At 70.7% G+C, this 21,028-nt stretch carries 17 protein-coding genes; 11 read left to right on the top strand and 6 right to left on the bottom strand.

Going from position 1 to position 21,028, the window contains the following annotated elements:
• Positions 1-66 precede the first annotated feature (66 nt).
• Together ABD161_RS09085 and ftsR are read left to right on the top strand one after the other, a co-directional pair.
• Complete coding sequence (locus tag ABD161_RS09085) at positions 67-606, top strand: FHA domain-containing protein (RefSeq protein WP_406917828.1); 540 nt, start codon at positions 67-69, stop codon at positions 604-606.
• Positions 606-1,307: a transcriptional regulator FtsR gene (gene ftsR, locus ABD161_RS09090; RefSeq protein ID WP_344001717.1), complete on the top strand. Its 702-nt coding sequence runs from the start codon at positions 606-608 to the stop codon at positions 1,305-1,307. Before ABD161_RS09085 ends, ftsR begins: the two co-directional genes overlap by 1 nt.
• Here the strand turns inward: ftsR and ABD161_RS09095 are convergent.
• Positions 1,288-2,007: an SRPBCC family protein gene (locus ABD161_RS09095; RefSeq protein ID WP_344001719.1), complete on the bottom strand. Its 720-nt coding sequence runs from the start codon at positions 2,005-2,007 to the stop codon at positions 1,288-1,290. The genes ftsR and ABD161_RS09095 overlap by 20 nt on opposite strands.
• 17 nt (positions 2,008-2,024) lie before the next feature.
• Between ABD161_RS09095 and ABD161_RS09100 the strand changes: the two genes are divergently transcribed.
• Positions 2,025-2,564 carry a TetR/AcrR family transcriptional regulator gene (locus ABD161_RS09100; RefSeq protein ID WP_344001721.1) on the top strand — a complete coding sequence of 180 codons (540 nt, stop codon included), beginning with the start codon at positions 2,025-2,027 and terminating at the stop codon, positions 2,562-2,564.
• 150 nt (positions 2,565-2,714) lie between these two features.
• Entirely contained in the window at positions 2,715-3,254 is a 540-nt protein-coding gene (locus ABD161_RS09105; RefSeq protein ID WP_135112829.1) for a MerR family transcriptional regulator, read from the top strand.
• Between the two features lie 123 nt (positions 3,255-3,377).
• Here ABD161_RS09105 and ABD161_RS09110 read toward each other — a convergent pair whose 3' ends face one another.
• Complete coding sequence (locus tag ABD161_RS09110; RefSeq protein WP_135112831.1) at positions 3,378-4,190, bottom strand: ParA family protein; 813 nt, start codon at positions 4,188-4,190, stop codon at positions 3,378-3,380.
• 184 nt (positions 4,191-4,374) lie between these two features.
• Here ABD161_RS09110 and ABD161_RS09115 point away from each other — a divergent pair, with 184 nt between their 5' ends.
• From ABD161_RS09115 to def, 3 genes are all read left to right on the top strand, one after another.
• Complete coding sequence (locus ABD161_RS09115; RefSeq protein WP_344001724.1) at positions 4,375-7,782, top strand: pyruvate carboxylase; 3,408 nt, start codon at positions 4,375-4,377, stop codon at positions 7,780-7,782.
• 87 nt (positions 7,783-7,869) lie between these two features.
• Complete coding sequence (locus ABD161_RS09120) at positions 7,870-9,915, top strand: MinD/ParA family ATP-binding protein (protein WP_344001726.1); 2,046 nt, start codon at positions 7,870-7,872, stop codon at positions 9,913-9,915.
• Positions 9,912-10,403, top strand: coding sequence for a peptide deformylase (gene def, locus ABD161_RS09125; protein ID WP_135112834.1), 492 nt, complete (start codon positions 9,912-9,914; stop codon positions 10,401-10,403). The genes ABD161_RS09120 and def overlap by 4 nt, the downstream gene beginning before the upstream one ends.
• Positions 10,404-10,662: 259 nt before the next feature.
• Here the strand turns inward: def and ABD161_RS09130 are convergent, their stop codons facing one another.
• Positions 10,663-12,486, bottom strand: a complete 1,824-nt coding sequence (locus ABD161_RS09130; protein WP_344001727.1) for an AMP-dependent synthetase/ligase — start codon at positions 12,484-12,486, stop codon at positions 10,663-10,665.
• Positions 12,487-12,556: 70 nt separating this feature from the next.
• On the opposite strand from ABD161_RS09130, the gene ABD161_RS09135 reads away from it, so the two are divergent.
• Complete coding sequence (locus ABD161_RS09135; protein ID WP_344001729.1) at positions 12,557-13,282, top strand: lysophospholipid acyltransferase family protein; 726 nt, start codon at positions 12,557-12,559, stop codon at positions 13,280-13,282.
• 44 nt (positions 13,283-13,326) lie between these two features.
• Positions 13,327-14,676: a class II 3-deoxy-7-phosphoheptulonate synthase gene (locus tag ABD161_RS09140; protein WP_135112862.1), complete on the top strand. Its 1,350-nt coding sequence runs from the start codon at positions 13,327-13,329 to the stop codon at positions 14,674-14,676.
• A 148-nt stretch (positions 14,677-14,824) separates the two neighbouring features.
• Here the strand turns inward: ABD161_RS09140 and pknB are convergent, their stop codons facing one another.
• Both pknB and ABD161_RS09150 read right to left on the bottom strand, forming a co-directional pair.
• The gene (pknB, locus tag ABD161_RS09145; RefSeq protein ID WP_344001731.1) at positions 14,825-17,002 is read right to left on the bottom strand and encodes a Stk1 family PASTA domain-containing Ser/Thr kinase; all 2,178 of its coding nucleotides are present in this window, start codon (positions 17,000-17,002) and stop codon (positions 14,825-14,827) included.
• Between the two features lie 101 nt (positions 17,003-17,103).
• On the bottom strand, positions 17,104-18,609 hold the full coding sequence (locus ABD161_RS09150; RefSeq protein WP_344001733.1) for a LysM peptidoglycan-binding domain-containing protein: 1,506 nt from the start codon (positions 18,607-18,609) through the stop codon (positions 17,104-17,106).
• Positions 18,610-18,876: 267 nt separating this feature from the next.
• Between ABD161_RS09150 and ABD161_RS09155 the strand changes: the two genes are divergently transcribed.
• Positions 18,877-19,224 (top strand): Rv2175c family DNA-binding protein, encoded by a 348-nt coding sequence (locus tag ABD161_RS09155; RefSeq protein ID WP_344001734.1) that lies wholly within the window; start codon positions 18,877-18,879, stop codon positions 19,222-19,224.
• Positions 19,225-19,242: 18 nt separating this feature from the next.
• Here ABD161_RS09155 and ABD161_RS09160 read toward each other — a convergent pair whose 3' ends face one another.
• Entirely contained in the window at positions 19,243-20,328 is a 1,086-nt protein-coding gene (locus tag ABD161_RS09160; RefSeq protein ID WP_344001735.1) for a polyprenyl synthetase family protein, read from the bottom strand.
• Between the two features lie 64 nt (positions 20,329-20,392).
• Here ABD161_RS09160 and ABD161_RS09165 point away from each other — a divergent pair, with 64 nt between their 5' ends.
• Positions 20,393-20,788: a DUF3040 domain-containing protein gene (locus ABD161_RS09165; protein WP_344001736.1), complete on the top strand. Its 396-nt coding sequence runs from the start codon at positions 20,393-20,395 to the stop codon at positions 20,786-20,788.
• The last annotated feature ends 240 nt before the right edge of the window (positions 20,789-21,028 follow it).

The raw sequence follows: 21,028 nt of genomic DNA on the forward strand, positions 1-21,028 counted from the left end.
GCGGCCGTGACCGACTTGTGATCAGCCGAAAGGGATCGGTTAGGCTGGTCCGAAAGGAGGGAAGACGTGTCACAGAACGAGAACGGCGCAGGCTCGCCGATTCACCGCGGTGCCGAGACCACGCGATTCGGCCACGACGGTGCGGGCGACTCTACGCAGACGTTCGGGCACGACTCCGACCTGTCCTTCGTCCCGTTCGCGGGCGAGCTGACGGCGACCGAGCGTGACGCCATCGCGGCGCTGCCGTCCGGTTCGGCTCTGCTGCTTGTGCGCTCCGGCCCCACCGCCGGCGCCCGGTACCTCCTCGACACCGACGTCACAACGGCCGGTCGTCACCCCGAGGCCGACATCTTCCTGGATGACGTCACGGTCTCCCGTCGTCACGCCGAGATCACGCGCCGCCGGACGTCGTTCGAGATCGTCGACCAGCGCTCGCTGAACGGCACGTACGTGAACGGCGAGCGGGTCGACCGCGCCGAGCTGAGCAACGGCGCCGAGGTGCGCATCGGCAAGTTCCGCCTCAACTTCTTCGTCTCGCCGGCAGACCGCCAGGCTGCGGCACCCCAGAACGGATCGGGCCAGAGCGGATCGGGGCTGGGCGCCTGATGGCGGCTGCCGCCGCCCGCGACCACGCTTCCGCACGGAAGGCGCCCGCGGGGCTGCTGAGCATCGGTCAGGTGCTCGCGAAGCTCACCCCCGAGTTCCCCGCGCTCACCTCGAGCAAGCTGCGCTTCCTCGAGGTGCAGGGGATCGTCACGCCGCAGCGCACGGCGTCGGGCTACCGCAAGTTCTCGCCCGCAGACCTCGACCGTCTGCGCCTGGCGCTCACGCTGCAGCGCGATCACTACCTGCCGCTGGTCAAGATCCGCGACTACCTCGACGACGTCGAGGCCGGTCGCGCGCCGGCGACACCCCAGGTGCCGCCGCCCTCGATCCACCCGGCGGTGCGCCGGCACACGCGCCAGGAGCTGCTGAGCGCGGCGGGCGCCGCGCCGCAGCTGCTGAACGACGCGGTGAGCACGGGCCTCATGAAGGCCGCCGATTCGTACGACGACCAGGCGCTCGCTCTCCTGCGCGCGCTCGTCGCGCTGTCCCGCCATGGCATCGAGCCCCGCCACGTGCGGGGAATGCGCCAGAGCGCCGAGCGCGAGGTGGCGCTCGTGGAGTCGGCGATGTCCGCTCTGCTGCGCCGCACTGACGCGGGATCGCGCGCGAAGGCGAGCGAGCTCGCCCCCGAGCTCGCGGCGAGGCTCGACGAGGTGCGCTCCATCCTCGTCAAGGACGCGCTCAGCCGGCTGCTGCCGTAGTCTCCGCGCCGTCGCGCATGCCGGCGAGCGTCGCCCGCATCATCGGCGACATCGTCCCGTCGACGAAGCCCTGCACGGCAGGGCGCAGGATCGGCAGGGTCGGCAGCAGCGAGTAGGTCCAGGTCAGTCGGGTGCCGTCTCCCTCGGCCGCGTAGCTGAACTCGGCCACGCCGTGCCGCACGACGAACCGCTGCGGGCTCGTGAAGCCCCAGATCATGTAGCGGAAGGTCTCCGGTGAGTCGACGAGCACCTGCTCGGCGAGGTAGTGGCCGTCTTCGAACCCGACGCGCCGCCTGTCGCCCTCGCGGCGCCCCGGCATCCAGTCGCCGATCAGGGGCTGGGTGGCGGTCACGGCGGGGAAGCCGCCGTCGAAGTCGACCACGTCGGCAAGATCCAGCGAGGGGTCGTTCGCCCACGCCCACACCGCATCCGGGGGAGCGGCGATCAGCACCGAATGGCGGGCCTGCACGTAGCCGTCGGGCGCCGGCTCCGGGGCATCGCCGTCGTAGGCCGGCGGCTGCGGCGGCGTCAGCTCGCGGGCGACGAGAACGCCGGCGAGCACCGTCACGGCGAGCAGCGTGGGGGCCAGCCAGCGCTGGCGGCGGCGAGAGGACGGGGGCGTGCGGGTCATTGCGTCCTCCGGGTTGACGTTGTCACCTTCGGGGCGAGCGTAGGTCGCCGGGGTGACACTGTCAACCACTCGCGTAGGATGAGCGGGTGACCGGGACGAGACAGGCACTGCTGGGCGCCGCCATCGAGCTGCTCGACGAGGGCGGGCCGGCGGCGGTGACGATGCGCGAGGTCGGCCGGCGCGCTGAGGTCTCGCACAACGCGCCGTACAAGCACTTCGCCGACAAGGAGCACCTGCTCGCCGAGATCGCCGCCGCCGAGCTGCGCGAGACGGCCACGCTGCTGGGCCAGCACGGCGATGACATCGCCGCTGCGATGCGCGCCGTGATCGAGCTGTCGCTGCGCCGGCCCCAGCGTTTCCGTCTCGTCTACGGCCCGTGGCGCAGCGCGCCGGGCGAACTCGCGGAGGCGGCCGCATCCGCGTGGGGCGCGCTGATCGGCGCCGTCGAGCGCGCGATCCGGGCCGGTGTGCTGCCGCCGGGAGAGCCCGCCCGCATCGCCAATCTGCTGCGCGCCCTGGCTCACGGCGCCGTCGAGCTCGAGCTCGGCGACCACCTCGCCAAGAGCGGCGACGACGCGGATCCCGCCGGTCTCGTCGACGATCTGCTGAGCCGGCTGCGCGGCTGACAGCCACCTCTTGCACGGCCCGCCGCGGTACTGTTGATAACGGCCGATAACGCTTGCGCGACACGCCGCCGGCGTCGCGCGGATGTCGTTGCCCGTGAGGGGTGGCTCCCATACGGTTGAAGAGTCACCGCACCCCGAGGAGGACGACTAATGGACGCTGACGATCACACCGGTCGCGGCATGACCGAGCTCCTCTTCACGGATGGCCTGCCCGACCTCGACCCCGAGATGGGTTACCGCGGCGCCGTCGCCGCGCGGGCCGCAGGCATCACCTACCGCCAGCTCGACTACTGGGCCCGCACCGAGCTCGTCGAGCCCACGGTGCGCAACGCGACCGGCTCCGGATCGCAGCGCCTCTACGGCTTCCGTGACATCCTCGTGCTCAAGCTCGTCAAGCGACTCCTCGACACCGGCATCTCGCTTCAGCAGATCCGCACGGCGGTCGAGCAGCTGCGTGCCGCGGGCATCCGCGACCTCGCGGGCACCACGCTGATGAGCGACGGCGCCTCGGTCTACCTCTGCACGTCGAACGACGAGGTCATCGACCTCGTCAGCCGCGGCCAGGGCGTCTTCGGCATCGCCGTCGGCAAGGTCCTGCACGAGGTCGAGGCGACCCTCGTCGACTTCGAGGCCACCGCGCCCGATGCCGTCGACGAGCTCGCTCAGCGTCGCGCCAAGCGCACGGCCTAAATTCCGCTTCGCGCCGGGTGCGCGAGACCGCATCCGGCTCGCGAGACCGCCCCGGCCCACGCGGTATCGCGACACACGCGCGGTGTCGCGGACCAGACGCGAGGGGCGCCCGAGCGGCGGGACCTACTCCGCGGTCTCCTCGGCGGGATCCGCGATCCGGCCGGCGCGCATGATGCGGTCGAGCAGGGCGTCGAAATCGGCCGCGAGCTCCTGAGCCGACTCGCCGGGCCACACGTGAAGGGGCTTCGCGGCGCCCTGCGCCTGCTGCAGCGACGTGCGCTCCGGCAGCTGCGGCTCGAGGACGAGCGGGCCGAACATGTCGCGCAGCTCCTTGATGCGGAACTGGTGCTCCACCGACTGCGGGCGCACGCGGTTCACGACGATGCCGAGGGGCTGCAGGCGCGGCGACAGACCGCGGCGGATCTCCTCGATCGCGCGCAGCGCGCGGTCGGCTGCGGCGACCGAGAACAGGCCGGGCTCGGTGACCACCATGACGCGGTCGCTCGCCGCCCACGCGGTGCGCGTGAGGGCGTTCAGGGACGGCGGGCAGTCGATGAGCACGAGGTCGTACTCCGCCTCGATCGAGGCGAGCGCCTCCTCGAGCTTCCAGACATCCGCGACCGTGGGGTGCGGGCCGTCGAAGTTGATCGCGGACGGGCTGCCCAGCATCACATCGATCGTGCCGTCGTGCACGCGGGTCCATCCGCTGGACGTGATCGCCTGGCGGACGATCTTCTCCTTGGGGCTCGTGAGCACATCCGAAACGTTCAAACGACCGGCGATCTGCACATCCAGACCCGTCGAGACGTCCGCCTGCGGATCGAGGTCGACCACCAGCGTGCGCAGCGAGCGTGCGAAGGCGGCGGACGCGAGACCGAGGGTTACGGTCGTCTTGCCCACGCCTCCCTTGAGGGAACTGACGCTGAGTACGTGCACAATCCCCAACGTTACAACGCCCTATGCTGAGAACCACTTCAGGGAGCAGCTCCTTGGAGCAATCCGACCTCACCGACCCCCAGTCGATGAAGTCATCACGCCCTGGCGGCCCTTCGTCGCCGAGGCAGACGGCAGCGAGGCCCGGTGTATCCCCACGCGCCGGCGCCCCGACGGAAGGACCTGCATGTTCTCGAAGATCCTTGTCGCGAACCGCGGTGAGATCGCCATCCGCGCTTTCCGCGCGGCGTACGAGCTCGGCGCCCGAACGGTCGCCGTCTACCCGTACGAGGACCGCAACTCGCTCCACCGCCTGAAGGCGGATGAGGCGTACCGCATCGGCGAAGAGGGACACCCCGTCCGGGCGTATCTGAACGTGGACGAGATCGTCCGCGTGGCCGTCGAGAGCGGCGCCGACGCGATCTACCCCGGCTACGGCTTCCTCTCCGAGAACCCCGAGCTCGCGGCGAAGGCCGCGGCGGCGGGCATCACGTTCATCGGCCCGTCCTCCACCGTGCTCGAGATGGCCGGCAACAAGGTCACCGCGAAGGAGCACGCCATCAAGGCGGGCGTCCCCGTGCTGCGCTCGACCGAGGCCTCGGACGACGTCGATGCGCTCGTCGCGCAGGCGGACGACATCGGCTTCCCCGTGTTCGCGAAGGCCGTCGCCGGCGGCGGCGGACGCGGCATGCGCCGTGTCGAGACCAAGGAGGAGCTCGCCCCGGCCCTCGCCGAGGCGATGCGCGAGGCGGAGAGCGCCTTCGGCGACCCCCGCATGTTCCTCGAGCAGGCCGTCGTGCGCCCGCGCCACGTCGAGGTGCAGATCCTCGCCGACAAGACCGGTGCGACGGTGCACCTGTTCGAGCGCGACTGCTCGGTGCAGCGGCGCCACCAGAAGGTGATCGAGATCGCCCCCGCGCCGAACCTCGACGACGCCACCCGCGCCGACCTCCACCGCTACGCCGTCGCGTTCGCCGAGTCGATCGGCTACGAGAACGCCGGCACGGTCGAGTTCCTGCTCGAGACGGCGGGGGAGCGCGCGGGCGAGGTCGTCTTCATCGAGATGAACCCCCGCATCCAGGTCGAGCACACGGTGACCGAGGAGGTCACGGATGTCGACCTCGTGCAGTCGCAGATGCGGATCGCCGCGGGCGAGACCCTGGCAGACCTCGGCCTCCAGCAGGACCAGATCCAGCTGCGCGGCGCCGCGCTGCAGTGCCGGATCACGACGGAGGACCCGTCGCAGGGCTTCCGTCCCGACACCGGCAAGATCACCACGTACCGCTCGCCCGGCGGCGCCGGCATCCGCCTCGACGGCGGCACGACGGCCGCGGGCTCGCAGATCAGCCCGCACTTCGACTCGATGCTCGCGAAGCTCAGCGTGCGCGGCCGCGACTTCGGTGCCGCCGTCGCCCGTGCCCGGCGTGCGCTGGCCGAGTTCCGCATCCGCGGCGTGGCCACCAACATCCCGTTCCTCCAGGCGGTGCTCGACGACCCGGCCTTCGTCGCCGGCGACCTGTCGACGTCCTTCATCGACGAGCGTCCCCAGCTGCTGCAGGGCCGCGTGTCCAAGGACCGCGGATCGAAGATCCTGAACTGGCTCGTCGATGTCACGGTCAACAAGCCGCACGGCGAGAACCCGATGTCGTTCGCTCCCGCGGTGAAACTGCCCTCGGTCGACCTGAGCGCGCCCGCCCCGGCGGGCTCGCGCCAGCGGCTGCAGGAGCTCGGCCCCGAGGGATTCGCCCGCGCCCTGCGCGAGCAGACGGCCCTCGCCGTCACCGAGACGACGTTCCGCGACGCGCACCAGTCGCTGCTGGCGACCCGCGTGCGCACGAGGGACCTCGCCGCCGTCGCTCCGCACGTCGCACGCCTCACTCCGCAGCTGTTCTCGGTCGAGGCCTGGGGTGGCGCCACGTACGACGTCGCGCTGCGCTTCCTGGCGGAGGACCCGTGGGAGCGGCTCGACAAGCTGCGGGAGGCGCTTCCGAACGTCGCCATCCAGATGCTGCTGCGCGGCCGCAACACGGTCGGCTACACGCCGTACCCCACCGAGGTCACCGACGCCTTCGTGCGCGAGGCGGCGGCAAGCGGCATCGACATCTTCCGCATCTTCGACGCGCTGAACGACGTGTCGCAGATGCGCCCCGCGATCGACGCCGTGCTCGCCACGGGAACGTCGGTGGCCGAGGTCGCCGTCTGCTACACGGGCGACCTGCTGAACCCGGCCGAGGACCTCTACACGCTCGACTACTACCTGCGTCTCGCCGAGCAGATCGTCGACGCGGGCGCGCACATCCTTGCCATCAAGGACATGGCGGGGCTCCTTCGCCCCGCGGCGGCCGCGAAGCTCGTCTCGGCCCTGCGCGAGCGCTTCGACCTGCCGGTCCACGTGCACACGCACGACACTCCTGGCGGCCAGCTCGCCACGCTGCTCGCCGCCAGTGCGGCCGGAGCCGACGCGGTCGACGCGGCCTCGGCGCCGATGGCCGGCACAACGAGCCAGCCGTCCCTGTCGGCGCTGATCGCGGCGCTCGCCCACACCGAGCGCGACACGGGAATCGACCTGCAGGCGGTGTCCGACCTCGAGCCGTACTGGCAGGCGGTGCGCCAGCAGTACCGCCCGTTCGAGTCGGGTCTGGACGGCCCCACCGGCCGCGTGTACAAGCACGAGATCCCGGGCGGGCAGCTGTCGAACCTGCGCCAGCAGGCGATCGCGCTCGGCCTCGCCGACGACTTCGAGCTCATCGAGGACATGTACGCCGCGGCGAACGACATCCTGGGCCGGGTGCCCAAGGTGACGCCGTCGTCGAAGGTGGTCGGCGACCTCGCGCTGCACCTCGCCGCCGTCAAGGCCGACCCGGCCGACTTCGCCGAGAACCCGCACAAGTACGACGTGCCCGACTCGGTCGTCGGATTTATGGGGGGAGAACTCGGCGACCTGCCGGGCGGATGGCCCGAGCCGTTCCGCTCGAAGGTGCTCGCCGGCCGTGACGTGAAGATCGGCGTGACGCCGCTCGCCGCCGACGACCAGGCGGCCCTCGACGGCGACTCCGCGACGCGCCGCTCGACGCTCAACCGCCTGCTCTTCCCGCAGCCGACAAAGGCGTTCGAGAGCGCGCGTGAGGCGTACGGCGACCTGTCCGTGCTCACCACGGCCGACTACCTCTACGGCCTCGAGCAGGGCGGCGAGCACGTCGTCGAGATCGAGCGCGGTGTGCAGCTGCACGTCGGCCTCGAGGCGATCGGCGAGCCGGACGAGAAGGGCATCCGGTCGGTCATGGCCACGCTCAACGGGCAGCTCCGTCCGGTCTCGGCGCGCGATCGCAGCATCGACGTCGAGGTGCTCGCGGCCGAGAAGGCCGACACCTCCAGGCCCGGCCAGGTCGCGGCTCCGTTCTCGGGCGTCGTGACCCTCAAGGTCGCCGTCGGCGACCGCGTCGAGGCGGGCCAGGCGGTGGCCTCGATCGAGGCGATGAAGATGGAGGCGGCGATCACCACCGCGGAGGGCGGTGTCGTCGAGCGCCTCGCGATCGCGCCGACCCAGCAGGTCGATGCGGGCGACCTTTTGGTCGTCGTCAGCCCCGGCAAGTAATCTTGGGGGGCCCGGGCGACCGGGCACCGGAGCGGGAGGGGCTCGCCCGGAGGGGAACCCGACCCCCGTTGGAGTGAAGCCGCAGTGGTGAAGAAGATCACGACCGAACCTGACGACCAGCCGACGGAGGCCGACGACCACGGCGTGCTCGCCGACGCCGGGCTCGACACGACGGCCATCGGCATCATGGGGCCGCAGACCGCGCAGGTGCGCGTGCTGCTGCCCCAGGTGCTGGAGGAGCCGGATGACGAGGTCGTCGACGACGAGCTCGAGCCGGGCGACCTGCGCAGCGGGGAGATCGTGATCGAGCTCCCCGCCGAGCAGGTGGACGAGGTCGCCGAAGCGGTCGCCGAGGCCCGCGAGACGGGGGAGGACCCCGCCATCACGGGCGAGATCGTCGATGACGTCGTGGACGCCGTGCGCGAGCACCTCGCCGAGAACGACGAGTCGGTGGCCGATGACGAGGTCATCGACGTGGTCGTGATCCCCGAGCAGGACGCGCCGCAGGACGACGCTGACGAGGCGGATGACGCCGATGAGAACGGCGACCTGTACGGCGACGACGAGGGCGACGAGCGCGAGGAGCTGCTCGCCGAGGATGCCCTCGTGGAGGAAGAGCCGATCGCCGCGGCGCAGGACGCACGCGAGGCCGCCGAGCCCGAGTTCGTCGAGGACGTCCCGGCCGCCGAGCCGACGGTCGCCCCCGAGGTTGCGGAGGACGAGACGGTCGAGGAGCAGCCCGTGGAGCCGGCGAAGCCGGTCGACAGCTGGCGCATGGCCGCGGCCGAGCTCGCCGCCGAGCACGCGAAGACCGCTCCGGCCGCCGAGCCGCAGGATTCGCCCGACGAGGACGAGTCCGAGGAGGACGAGTCCGAGCAGGACGAGATCGATGGCGGCCCCGTCGAGGACGAGCTCGACACCCCGAGCGACGCCCCCGCGGCGGAGACCGAGATCGACGCCGAGGTCGACGCCGAGCACCCGGCCGACGTCGAGCAGGGGGAGGATGAGGGCGACGCGCCCGCGCCGTCCGCCGTCGACAAGGCGAAGTCGTACGCCCGGATCTGGGCTGAGGAGTCGGCGGTGGCCCGTGGTGCCTCCACGGACCTCGAGACCACGAGCACGCAGCAGACGACAGGAGCAATGACGATGACCGCGCGACGCCTCGAGGATCTCGGCAAGAACGCGGAGCGCGAGTCCAGCGACCTGCTCACGGCCGACCGCGTGCTGAACCCGCACCGGACGTCCCGGCCCGTTCCCGAGGGCGCGTGGAGCGAGTTCGTCTACGGCCTCACCGGCGGCCGGCTGAACCTCGGCGACAGCCGGAAGGTGCGCGCCCGCAAGGCGCTCGAGGCCCGCGTCGCGGCGCCCCTGTCGGGCGAGACGCGTTTTGTGCCTGTGCTCAGCCGCAAGGGCGGCGTCGGCAAGACGACGGTCACGACGCTGCTCGGCATGGCGCTCGCGGACGGCCGCGAGGACCGCGTCATCGCCATCGACGCGAATCCCGACCGCGGCACGCTCGCCGACCGGATCGGCAAGCGCACGGACAAGACCGTGCGCGACCTCGTGCACAAGGCGGGGGAGATCCGCGGCTTCAACGACATCTCGCGCTTCGTCGCCCGCGACGAGACCCGTCTCGACGTGCTGGCGTCCGACCCGGATCCGCGGATCGCCGAGGCGTTCGGCGAGGACGACTACCGCCGCGTCGCCGACGTCGCCGAGCACTTCTACTCGCTGGTGCTCACCGACACCGGCACGGGGATCATCCACTCGGTGATGGGCGCCACGCTGACGCACGCCGACCAGCTGATCATCGTGACGGGCCTGAACCTCGACGAGGTCCGCCTCGCCTCCGAGACCATCACGTGGCTCGAGTCGAACGGCTACGAGGAGCTGGCGCGCAACGCGATCGTCGTGCTGAACCAGCAGTCCGAGGGGACGCCCATGGTGCGCCTGAGCGAGCTCGAGACGCACTTCGGCAGCCGCGTGCGATCGGTCGTCCACCTGCCGTACGACCGCGCCCTCGCAACGGGTGCGGCCATCGTCTACCGCGAGCTGCAGCCCGCCACGCGCGAGGCCGCCCGCGACCTCGCCGCCCGCGTCGTCGACGGTCTGCGAGAGGGCCGCTCGGCGTGACCGCCCGCGAGATCCGCCTGTACGGCGACCCGGTGCTGCGCACGCCCGCCGCCGAGATCGAGACGATCGACGAGGGCATCCGCGCGCTCGTCCAGGACCTGCTCGACTCCGTGGCGCTTCCCGGACGCGCCGGCGTCGCCGCCCCCCAGATCGGGGTGGGCCTGCGTGCGTTCAGCTACAACGTCGACGAGAAGATCGGCTACATCCTGAATCCGCGCATCGTCGAGGTGCGCGGCGAGCCCGAGCTCACGGGCGAGGGCTGCCTCTCGGTGCCGGGCCTGTGGCACGACACACCGCGCCACCCGTACGCGCGGGTCGAGGGCATCGACCTCGACGGGCAGCGCGTCGTCCTGGAGGGCGAGGGGCTCATGGCGCAGATGCTGCAGCACGAGACCGACCACCTCGACGGCGTCGTCTACCTCCACCGCCTCACCAAGGAGGAGCGCGCCAAGGCGATGAAGGCCGTCCGCGAGTCCGACTGGTTCTGATTTGTTTCCCGCTTCGCGGGGCAGTGCAGTGTTGTGCCCCTGTGCGAGCGGAGCGAGCGTGGAGCGAAGCGACCGCCGACCATCTCGACAACGTGAGCTCCGTCGTGGGATGGAGCGCTAGCGACAGCCCGCGAGCGCGAGTGCCGGCGCGAAGCGTCGGGCGAGCGATCGCGCACGCACGTTGCACTACCCCGCGAAGCGGGAAAAACGAAGGCCCGATCCGGATGATCCGGAGCGGGCCTTCGTCGTCGTGCGCGGACTATCCGGCGACGGAGAGGTTGGTCGTGGCGTCCTTGGCGGCGTAGAGGTCCTCGATCTCGTGCGCGAAGTCCTTCATGATGACGTTGCGCTTGATCGACATCTTGGGAGTGAGGTGACCGGTCGCCTCGGTCCACTCGGTGCCGAGGATGACGAACTTCCGGATCGACTCGGCGCGCGAGACGCGGGTGTTCGCCTCGTCGATCGCGCGCTGCACCTCCGCGCGCACCGTCGGGTTCTTCGCCGCCTGCTCGAGCGTGAGGTCCGAGCTCTCGCCGTGCGTGGCGAGCCAGGCGGGAAGCATCTCCGGGTCGAGCGTGATGAGCGCCGAGATGAAGGGCTTCTGGTCGCCCACGACGACGACCTGGCCGACGATCGGGTTCGCGCGAATCGGGTCCTCGAGCGCGGCGGGGGCGACGTTCTTGCCGCCCGCCGTGACGATGATCTCCTTCTTGCGGCCCGTGATCGACAGGTAGCCGTCCTCGTCGAAGGTCCCCAGGTCGCCGGTGCGGAACCACTCGCCGTCGAAGGCCTCGGCCGTGGCCTCGGGGTTCCGCCAGTACTCCTTGAAGACGTTGACGCCCTTGACCTGGATCTCGCCGTCGTCGGCGATGCGCACCGCGACGCCCGGCAGCGTCGGTCCGACGGTGCCGACCTTGCTCTTGTCCGGCAGGCTGACGGTCGCGGGCGCGGTCGTCTCGGTGAGGCCGTAGCCCTCGAGGATGTGGATGCCGAGGCTGTGGAAGAAGTGGCCGAGAAACCCGCCGAGCGGCGCGGAGCCCGACACGGCGTAGGCGACGTTGCCGCCCATGAGTGCGCGCAGCTTCGAGTACACGAGCTTGTCGAACAGCGCGAACTTCACCTTCAGGCCGAGGCCGACCTTCTCGCCCTCCTGCACGCGGCGGGAGTGCTCCACGGCCGTGGCCGCGGCGGCGCGGAAGATCTTGCCCTTGCCCGCCGCCTCGGTCTTCGCCTCGGCCGAGTTGTAGACCTTCTCGAACACGCGGGGGACCGCGAGAAGCAGCGTCGGCTTGAACGAGCCGAGCGTGGCGACGAGGTTCTTCGTGTTCGGCTCGTGGCCCGTGCGCACGCCCGCGTGGATGTAGATGACCGACATGAACCGGGCGAACACGTGCGCCGTGGTGATGAACAGCACGGTGGAGGCGTCGCGCAGCGGACCCTCGAGCGCCTTCGCGGCGTTGCGCGACATCTCGACGAAGTTGCTGTGCGTGAGAACGCAGCCCTTCGGCCGGCCCGTGGAGCCCGAGGTGTAGATGAGAGTCGCGATGTCGGAGCCCTTGGCGATGCTTCGCCGGCGCTCGATCTCGGCGTCCTCCACCGAGGCGCCCTGCGTCGTCAGCGACGCGATCGCGCCCTCATCCATCCGCCACACCTGACGGATGAGCGGCAGCTCGTCGGCGACAGTCGTGAACGACTCCGCGTGCGCGGCGGTCTCGACGATGAGGCCCACCGCGCCCGAGTCGGACAGGATCCACTGGATCTGCGACGGCGAGCTCGTCTCGTAGACCGGCACCATGATCGCGCCCGCATAGAACAAGGCGAAGTCGATGAGGGTCCACTCGTAGGTGGTCTTGGCGAGGAAGCCGATCTTCTCGCCGGGCTGCACGCCGGCGGCGACGAGTCCCTTCGCGAGGGCGATGACCTGCCGCTCGAACTCGGAGGCGGTGATGTCACGCCAGCCATCGCCGTCGGGGACCGAGAAGATCGCCCTGTCGGGGGTGGTGCGTGCCCGCTCGACCAGGAGATCGGCGATGTTCGCCTCAGGGTCGGCGGGGACGATCGCGGGTGTCGAGAATTCGATCACGGCAGCTCCTTCGGTACCGGACGGGGTAAATCGGGTTCGGTCGATTCTAGCGTCCCTCTAGACTTTCCCCGTGTTCTACTGGCTGATGAAGTACATCGTGGTCGGGCCGATCGTGAAGGCGATCTTCCGTCCCTGGATCATCGGCGTCGAGAACATCCCGCCGACGGGCGGCGCGATCCTCGCGAGCAACCACCTCTCCGTCGCCGACTCGGTCTTCCTTCCGCTGATGATCGAGCGGCCGATGACGTTCCTGGCGAAGGCGGAGTACTTCACCGGCAAGGGGCTCAAGGGCTGGGCCACGAAGTGGTTCATGAAGGGCACCGGCCAGATCCCGATCGACCGCTCGGGCGGATCCGCCTCCGAAGCGGCGTTGAACACGGCCCTGCAGGTGCTCGGGCGCGACGACCTGCTCGGGATCTACCCCGAGGGAACGCGCAGCCCCGACGGCATCCTGTACCGAGGCCGCACGGGCATCGCGCGCATGGCGATGGAGGCGAAGGTCCCCGTCATCCCCGTGGTGATGGTCGACACGGACACGATGATGCCGATCGGGCGGAGCATCCCGCGGGTCATGCGCGTCGGCATGGTGATCGGCAAGCCGCTCGACTTCAGCCGGTACGAGGGCATGGAGAACGACCGGTACGTCCTGCGCTCGGTGACCGACGAGATCATGGTCTCCCTCCAGCAGCTCGGGCAGCAGAAGTACCGCGACGTGTACGCCTCGTCGGTGAAGAAGCAGCGCTCGTCGATGGATGACGCGGTGTCCGAGCCGGTCACCGACGCCGTCGCAGGCTGACACACGGTCTCTCGCACCTCTCGGGCGGCACTAGCATCGAGAGCATGCAAGACACGGCTCTTCTCGATCCGAGCGCCCTTGACGCGTGGCGCTCCCTTCCGATCAAGCAGCAGCCGGAGTGGCCGGACTATGCCGAGGTCGAGCGCGTCTCGGCCGAGCTCTCCCAGCTTCCGCCGCTCGTCTTCGCCGGCGAGGTCGACAGCCTGAAGGAGCGCCTCGGGCAGGCGGCATCCGGGCGTGCGTTCCTGCTGCAGGGCGGCGACTGCGCCGAGACCTTCGCGGGCGCCACGGCCGACAAGATCCGCAACCGCGTGAAGACGCTGCTGCAGATGGCCGTCGTCCTGACGTACGGCGCGTCGATGCCCGTCATCAAGATGGGGCGCATGGCGGGGCAGTTCGCCAAGCCGCGCTCGAACGACAACGAGACGCGCGGCGAGGTGACGCTGCCGGCGTACCGCGGCGACATCGCCAACGGCTACGACTTCACGAGCGCGTCGCGGACGCCGGACCCCCAGCGGCTGCTGAAGGCGTACCACACGTCCGCCTCCACGCTGAATCTCATCCGCGCCTTCACGCAGGGCGGATTCGCCGACCTGCGCGAGGTCCACTCGTGGAACAAGGGCTTCGCCGAGAACCCGGCGAACCACCGCTACGAGCGCCTCGCCGCCGAGATCGACCGCGCCATCAAGTTCATGGAGGCGGCGGGCGCCGACTTCGACGAGCTCAAGCGCGTGGAGTTCTACACGGGTCACGAGGGCCTGCTGATGGACTACGAGCGCCCGCTCACCCGCATCGACTCGCGCACCGGCCTGCCGTACAACACGTCGGCGCACTTCGTGTGGGTCGGTGAGCGCACGCGGGACCTCGACGGCGCACACGTCGACTACTTCTCGCGCATCCGCAACCCCATCGGCGTCAAGCTCGGTCCGACCACGACGCCCGAGACGGCGCTCGCCCTGATCGACAAGCTCGACCCCGAGCGCGAGCCCGGTCGCCTCACCTTCATCACCCGCATGGGTGCCGGCAAGATCCGCGACGCGCTGCCGCCGCTGCTCGAGGCGGTGAAGGACTCGGGGGCGCTGCCGCTGTGGGTCACCGACCCGATGCACGGCAACGGCATCACGACCCCGACCGGCTACAAGACCCGTCGCTTCGACGACGTGGTCGACGAGGTGCGCGGCTTCTTCGAGGCGCACCGCGCGGTGGGGACGTACCCCGGCGGCATCCACGTCGAGCTCACGGGCGACGACGTCACGGAGTGCCTGGGTGGCTCCGAGCAGATCGACGAGGCGACCCTCGCGACGCGCTACGAGTCGCTGTGCGACCCGCGCCTGAACCACATGCAGTCGCTCGAGCTCTCGTTCCTCGTCGCCGAGGAGCTCGAGAAGCGCTGACCTCCGGCTCAATGACGAAGGGCGTCCGCATCGCGCGGGCGCCCTTCGTCATAGTCACGGACTCCGAGATCGCAGCCCGCCGTCAGTACCGGCGTCGATCGCGCTGGCTTCGGCGGGCGATCGCGGCCTCGCGTGTGGGCGCCGTGCCTCAGCAGTAGGGGTCGAACTCGGAGATGTTGACCTGAGACTGTCTAGGCAGTCGTTCCCCGATCGCCGGGTTGGTCGCACACACGCGGTGGTAGTCCCAAGGATTGACACCGAAGAAGTTCTCATCCGGGAGGGCCGTGACACCGACGAGCCCCGCTCCGTTGATGGCAGCGACGGCCTCACGGATGGTCATGCTCGTGACGTCGGGGACAGGGAACAGCTGTTCCCCGAGCGAGTTCACCAACGTCACGGAGTCGCCGGGGCGCCAGTTGCCCTCGGCATCGCGAGGGCCGATGCCGATGGCGTGGTCCGCGGCCACGGTATCGCTGTAGTCCTCGACCAGCGTCACGGCGAGGCGTGCGTCCTCCAGGACCTGCTTGGCTTCCGAAATCGGGCGGCCCGTCACATCGGGCAGCGCGCCGAGCGAGTTCACGATCGTGATGGAGTCGCCGGGGCGCCAGTTGCCCTCCTCGGCGCGGGGCTCCACGCGGATGATGGTGCCGGCCGCGACCTCGGTCGTGAACTCCTCGGCCACCGTGACGTCGAGATCCGCGTCGCCGAGGGTCTGCTGGGCCTCCGCGAGCGGCTTGCCCGTGACGTCCGGCAGTGGGCCCAGCGAGACGATGAGGTCGGCCGTGTCGCCCTGGAACGCCGTGCAGCCGGTGAAGCAGTCGACCCGCTCCTCGCTCGCCGCCGGCAGGATGTCGAGGCCGATGACCTGGTCGGCGGGCGCGTCCGAGTAGACGAGCAGGTTCTCGGCATCGTCGTACGCGATGTAGTTCTCATCGAGCACCGCCTGCGCATCCGAGAGCGGCATCCCCTCGAACGAACCGAGCGTCACCTCGGCGGGGCCCGTGGAGATCACCACGGACACCTCCTCGCCCTTGTCGAGGCGTGTGCCCACCTCGGGGTCGGTGCCGATGGCCCGCCCGGCCTCCACCGTGGGGCTCGTGTCCCTGGTCTCGACCGCCGTGAGCTGGGCGTCCTCGAGCCTCTGCTGGGCCTCGGCGAACGTCAGGCCCGCGACCTCCGGCACCGGCACCTGCGAGCCGGGGCCTGACCCGAACCACCAGCCGGCAGCGCCGGCGAGGGCGGCGAGCAGCAGCACGAGCGCGAGCAGGATGCCGCCGCGGCGGCGCCGCTCGTCGGTGCGACGGCGAAGGCGGGAGGCGTTGTCGGGCTCGGTGGGTCCGGTGTCGGAGACGTCACCGGTGAGATCCGCCGTCGTCGGCAGCACGCCCGCGAGCACCTTGGTGGCGCCGGCGCCGCCGCCATCGGCTGGTAGTTCGCGCGTCTCGAACGCGGGGGAGGAGCGCGTCGGCAGGGGAGCGATCCCCAGCTCGCGCTCGATCTCGCGCAGCCGCTCGAGCATCTCCTGCGCATCGGAGGGACGCTCGTCCGGGTCCTTCTCGGTCGCCCACAGCACGAGCTCGTCGAGCTGCTCGGGCACGCCCGGGTTCTTCACGCTCGGGCGCGGCACCGAATCGGTGGCGTGCTGGAAGGCGATCTGCATCGGCTGCTCGCCCTTGTAGGGCTGCTCGCCGGCGAGCATCTCGTAGAGCAGGATGCCGAGCGCGTAGATGTCGCTGCGCGCGTCCGCGGTGCCGCGCGTGACGAGCTCGGGCGCGAGATAGGCGATGGTGCCGAGAAGCTGGGCGCCGGTCGCGGTGTTGGCGGATGACGCGCGCGCGAGGCCGAAGTCGCCGATCTTGATGCGGCCGTCCTCGGCGAGCAGCACGTTCTCGGGCTTCACATCGCGGTGGATGAGCCCGGCCCGGTGCGCGGCGGCCAGGCCGCTCAGCACGGCGTCCATGATCGTGATGGTCTGCGTGACCGTCAGCCGGCGCTGCTCCTTGAGCAGCTCGCGCAGCGTGATGCCGGGCAGGTACTCCATGACGAGGTAGGCGAGCTCGCCGTCCTGGCCCTGGTCGAAGACGTTGACGACGTGCGGATCGGCCAGCCGCGCGGCGGAACGGGCCTCCTGGATGAACCGGCTCTGGAAGACGCTGTCATCGCTCAGGTGGCCGTGCATGACCTTGAGCGCGACCCGTCGCTCGAGCCGCAGATCGGTCGCGACGTAGACCGTCGCCATCCCGCCACGGGCGATGCGGGCCCGCACACGGTATCTGCCGTCGACAAGCCGCCCGATGAGGGGATCGACCTGCTGGCTCGTACTCACGTGTGAATTCTACGTTCGGGGCTCCTGTGAGCCTGGGAACGGCGCACCAGTGGAACGCCGCGTGAGGGCGGCTGTTCGGAGATGTCGACGGGCGTGGCGCGTCAGCCGAGCTGGGCGAGCCAGCCGAACGCGGCCGTCTCCCACTGCCCGTAGCGGTTCGGGAACGCGGAGATCTGGACGGCCTGCGCGGCCTTCGTGAACTCCATCTTCTCCCAGCCCGGGATGTCGAACAGGCCGCGGGTCTTGTCGCCGTTGGGGTTCTGCGGGCCGCCGAAGAACACGCGCGTCGCGCGCACCCGGTCGCGGATCTGCTCGGGCGTTCCCCAGCCGGCGCTCGGGCGCTGCTGGAAGAGGCCGAGCGAGTCGCGGTCGCCGTAGTTCAGGTTGCGGATGCCCGACTCGACCATCGCCGTGGCGAGGGCGATGGCGATCGCGCGGTCCGACGCGCCGAGCTCGCGACCCACCTGGATGATGATCCGGGCGTTCTCGATCTGCTGGGCGTCGAGCACGGCCGAGCGCTGGATGCGCGGGTCCTCCTGCTCGGCGGCCGTCGCGGGCGCTGCGGCGGGAGCCGGGGCGGGCGCGGAGAGCTTGAGCTTCTGACCCGGGTAGATGATCGCGCCCTCGGAGAGTCCGTTGGCCGCGAGGATCGTCTTGACGCTGACGCCGTGCTTGGCGGCGATCGCCCACAGCGTGTCGCCCGCCTTGACCTCGTGCGTGCGTCCGCCGACGCTCTTCGCGGGGGTGGAGACCGCGGCGGGGGCGGGGGCGACGACCGCGACGGTGGCCGGCGCGGGCGCGGCGGAGCCGGAGAGCTTCAGCTTCTGACCGGGGAAGATCGTCGCGACCGAACCCAGGCCGTTGGCCTTGATGATCTCGGCGACGCTGGTGCCGTGCTTCTGCGCGATCGCCCAGACGGTGTCGCCGGCCTTGACCGTGTACGTGGCGCCGCTCGCTGCGGGGGCAGCGGCCGGCTTGGCCGCGGGGGCGGCGGGAGCGGATGCCGGTGCCGGCGCGGCGGCGGGCTTCGCGGCGGCGGCAGACCCGCCGATCGTGAGCTTCTGACCCGGGTAGATCACGGCCGACTCGCCGAGACCGTTTGCACGGAGCACGGCCGCGACGGTGGTGCCGTGGCGGTAGGCGATGCCCCAGACGGTGTCGCCGGCCTTCACGGTGTAGGTCTTGCCGGTCGCGGCGGGCGCGGCGGACGCCGGCTTCGCCGCCGGCTTGGCGGGCGCGCCGCCCGGGGTGAGACGCAGCGTCTGGCCGGGGTAGATGGTGCTCGACCAGCTGAGGTTGTTCCACGTCAGGACGTCGATGGTGCGCAGGCCGGCGCGGATCGCGATGCGCGTGATCGTGTCGCCGGGCTGCACGACGTGCGTGGTGGGCACCGCGGCGGTGCGGACGGCCGCCTCGACGCGCGGGGCCGGAGCGGCGGCCACCGCGTTCGCGCCGTGCACCGCGCCGAAGGCATCGGTGCGCGCGTTCCCGTCGCGCACGCCGTCGCGCAGCTTCACGTCGGCATGCGCCGCCGCAGGCGTCGCGCCCAGAGACAGCGCGATGGATCCGGCGATCGCCACCGGAACGGTCGTGAGCAGCGAGCGCATCGGCTGGCTGGCGCGGGCGTGGCTTGCGCGTGCAGGAAGGCGTCGGTGCACGGTCGGGGTCCCCTCGGTCGACTTCCGCCAGGTGCGGTGGAAGATTCGGCTCCAGAAACCGTGTCACGGAAGTGAAATCGTGTCAACCAGTGGTATCGGGTGTTATCTGTGTTAACGGCGTGTCGAAAGCGATCAAAGTGATCACTGTGACGGATGTGATTTGCGCGCAATCGACGGCATCAGCGTTCGCGCCGATCCGGATGAGATAGTTGCACCGTGACCGACGACAACTCCCGGATCCAGACCGAGTGGCTCAGCATCCCCGAGGTGGCAGAGCTGCTCGACGAGACGCCCGGGCGCGTCCGCCGCCTGCTCGACGACAACGCGCTTGTCGGCTCGCGCCGCGAGGGCCCCGTGAAGATCCCGGCGATCTTCTTCCTCGACGGCGAGGTGCTGTCCTCGCTGCGCGGCACGGTGTTCGTCCTGCACGACGTGGGCTTCAGCGACGACGAGGCGATCGACTGGCTGCTCACCCCCGAGGAGTCCATCGGCGTCGCGCCGATCGAGGCTCTGCGCGCCGGCCGCAAGGCCGAGGTGCGCCGGGTCGCCCAGACCCTCGGCTGAGAAGCGGCGCCGACCGGGTTACGCGCGGCGCTGCACGGCGGCGCGCGCCAGCGATCGCAGCTCGGCCGCGGCCTCGGCGTCGAGACGCGCGGCATTCAGCGCCGCGTCCGCCTCCGCCGCGTAATCGACGATCAGCCGCTCCACGCGGTCGAGCGCCCCGGTGGATGTGATGCGCTCGCGCAGCCACGCGATGTCGGCATCCGCCATCCCGCCATCGCCGAGCAGCTCGTCGAATCGGGATCGCTCGTCGGGCGCGAGCACGGCGCGGGCGTAAGCCACCAGCGCGGTGCGCTTTCCCTCGCGAAGGTCGTCTCCCGCGGGCTTGCCGGTTTCGGCCTGGTCCCCGAACACGCCGAGCACGTCGTCGCGCAACTGGAAGGCCATGCCGAGCGGATGACCGAACGCGCGAAGCGCCGCGAGTGTGGCCTCGTCGCCACCCGCGAGGGCGCCGCCGATCACCAGCGGCTGCTGCACGCTGTAGCGCGCCGACTTGTAGGAGGCGACGCGCAGCGCGCGGTCGGCGAGCGTGTCGTCCGGCGCGGTGCTCCATGCCGATTCCTCGGCGATGTCGAGGAATTGGCCCGCGGTGACGTCGCGGCGCATGCGCGCGTACTCGGCCCGGGCGATCGCAGCGCTGGCCGGATGCAGGGCGGCGAGCGACTCCTCGAGCAGATCGTCGCTCCACGCGACGAGCAGATCGCCCAGCAGCACCGACCCGGCGCGGCCGTAGGCCTCGGCATCGCCCGCCCAGCCCGCACCCCGGTGGCCTGCTTCGAGCGCGCGGTGCGCCGACGGACGCCCTCGGCGCGTGTCGGAGTTGTCGATGAGGTCGTCGTGCACGAGCGCGGCGGCCTGGAACACTTCGAGGGCCGCCGCGGCGCCGACGACGGCGTCCTCATCGGCGGCGTTCTGGCCGGCGACGCCCCTCCAGGCCCACCAGCAGAAGCGGGCGCGCAGGCGCTTGCCACCCTGCAGGCTCGCGGCCGCGTGATCGAGGAAGGTGAGGGCCTCGGGGCCGAGTTCGGCCGCCTCGTCTCGTCGTTGCGCCGTGAACCTATCGACACGCTGGGAGATCGCTTCGACAAGGGGGAGGGAGGGTGGCACGGGCCTAGCCTAGTTCTCTGGCCCCGGACTAGAATGGGGGCAGCAACGAACAGAGGGGGACACGATGCCACTCTCCGAACAGGAGCAGCGCCTTCTCGACGAGATGGAACGCCATCTCATGCAGAACGACGCCGATGTCGTGAGCGCGCCTGCGGGACCGCAGGTGCTGAGTTATCGCAATCTGATCATCGGCGCGCTCGTCGTGCTCGGCGGCCTCGGCGCGGTGATCGCGGGCATCGCCCTGTGGCGCACGAGCCTGCCCCTGGGTCTGACCCTCGGTGTCGTCGGCTTCGCCGCCATGCTCGGCGGCGTCATCCTCGCTCTCACGCCCGTCAAGGGCAGTGCGCCGGCCCCGCGCCCGAGCGGCATCGGACAGGCACCGCGTGGACCGCGGCAGAACGCCTCCTTCATGGATCGCATGAACGAGCGCTGGGAGCGCCGCCAGAACGGCGATCAGTAGCCCTCCACTTCTCTCCAAAAGAGCGTCGACCTTCGGGTCGGCGCTTTTTTCATGCCCTGAACCATCCCTGAGGCCTCCTCGGCGTGCGATTTCGGCGGAATCCCCTCCACCACGCCCCACCGGCGCTCCACCGCGGAATCATGCGGCTCTCCGGCACGACACGGGGCGGATTCGGCACGATTGGCACTAGACAGTGGGGAGAAGTGGAGTAAAGTGGGGAATACCTCGGGACCGGCCGGA

The organism is Microbacterium paludicola, from assembly GCF_039529675.1.
Lineage (GTDB): Bacteria > Actinomycetota > Actinomycetes > Actinomycetales > Microbacteriaceae > Microbacterium > Microbacterium paludicola.

Coding starts and splice junctions, on each gene's coding strand:
- ftsR (WP_344001717.1), top strand. CDS start 606: ATGGCGGCTGCCGCCGCCCGCGACCACGCTTCCGCACGGAAGGCGCCC.
- ABD161_RS09105 (WP_135112829.1), top strand. CDS start 2,715: ATGGACGCTGACGATCACACCGGTCGCGGCATGACCGAGCTCCTCTTC.
- ABD161_RS09115 (WP_344001724.1), top strand. CDS start 4,375: ATGTTCTCGAAGATCCTTGTCGCGAACCGCGGTGAGATCGCCATCCGC.
- ABD161_RS09140 (WP_135112862.1), top strand. CDS start 13,327: ATGCAAGACACGGCTCTTCTCGATCCGAGCGCCCTTGACGCGTGGCGC.
- ABD161_RS09150 (WP_344001733.1), bottom strand. CDS start 18,609: ATGCGCTCGCTGCTCACGACCGTTCCGGTGGCGATCGCCGGATCCATC.
- ABD161_RS09165 (WP_344001736.1), top strand. CDS start 20,393: ATGCCACTCTCCGAACAGGAGCAGCGCCTTCTCGACGAGATGGAACGC.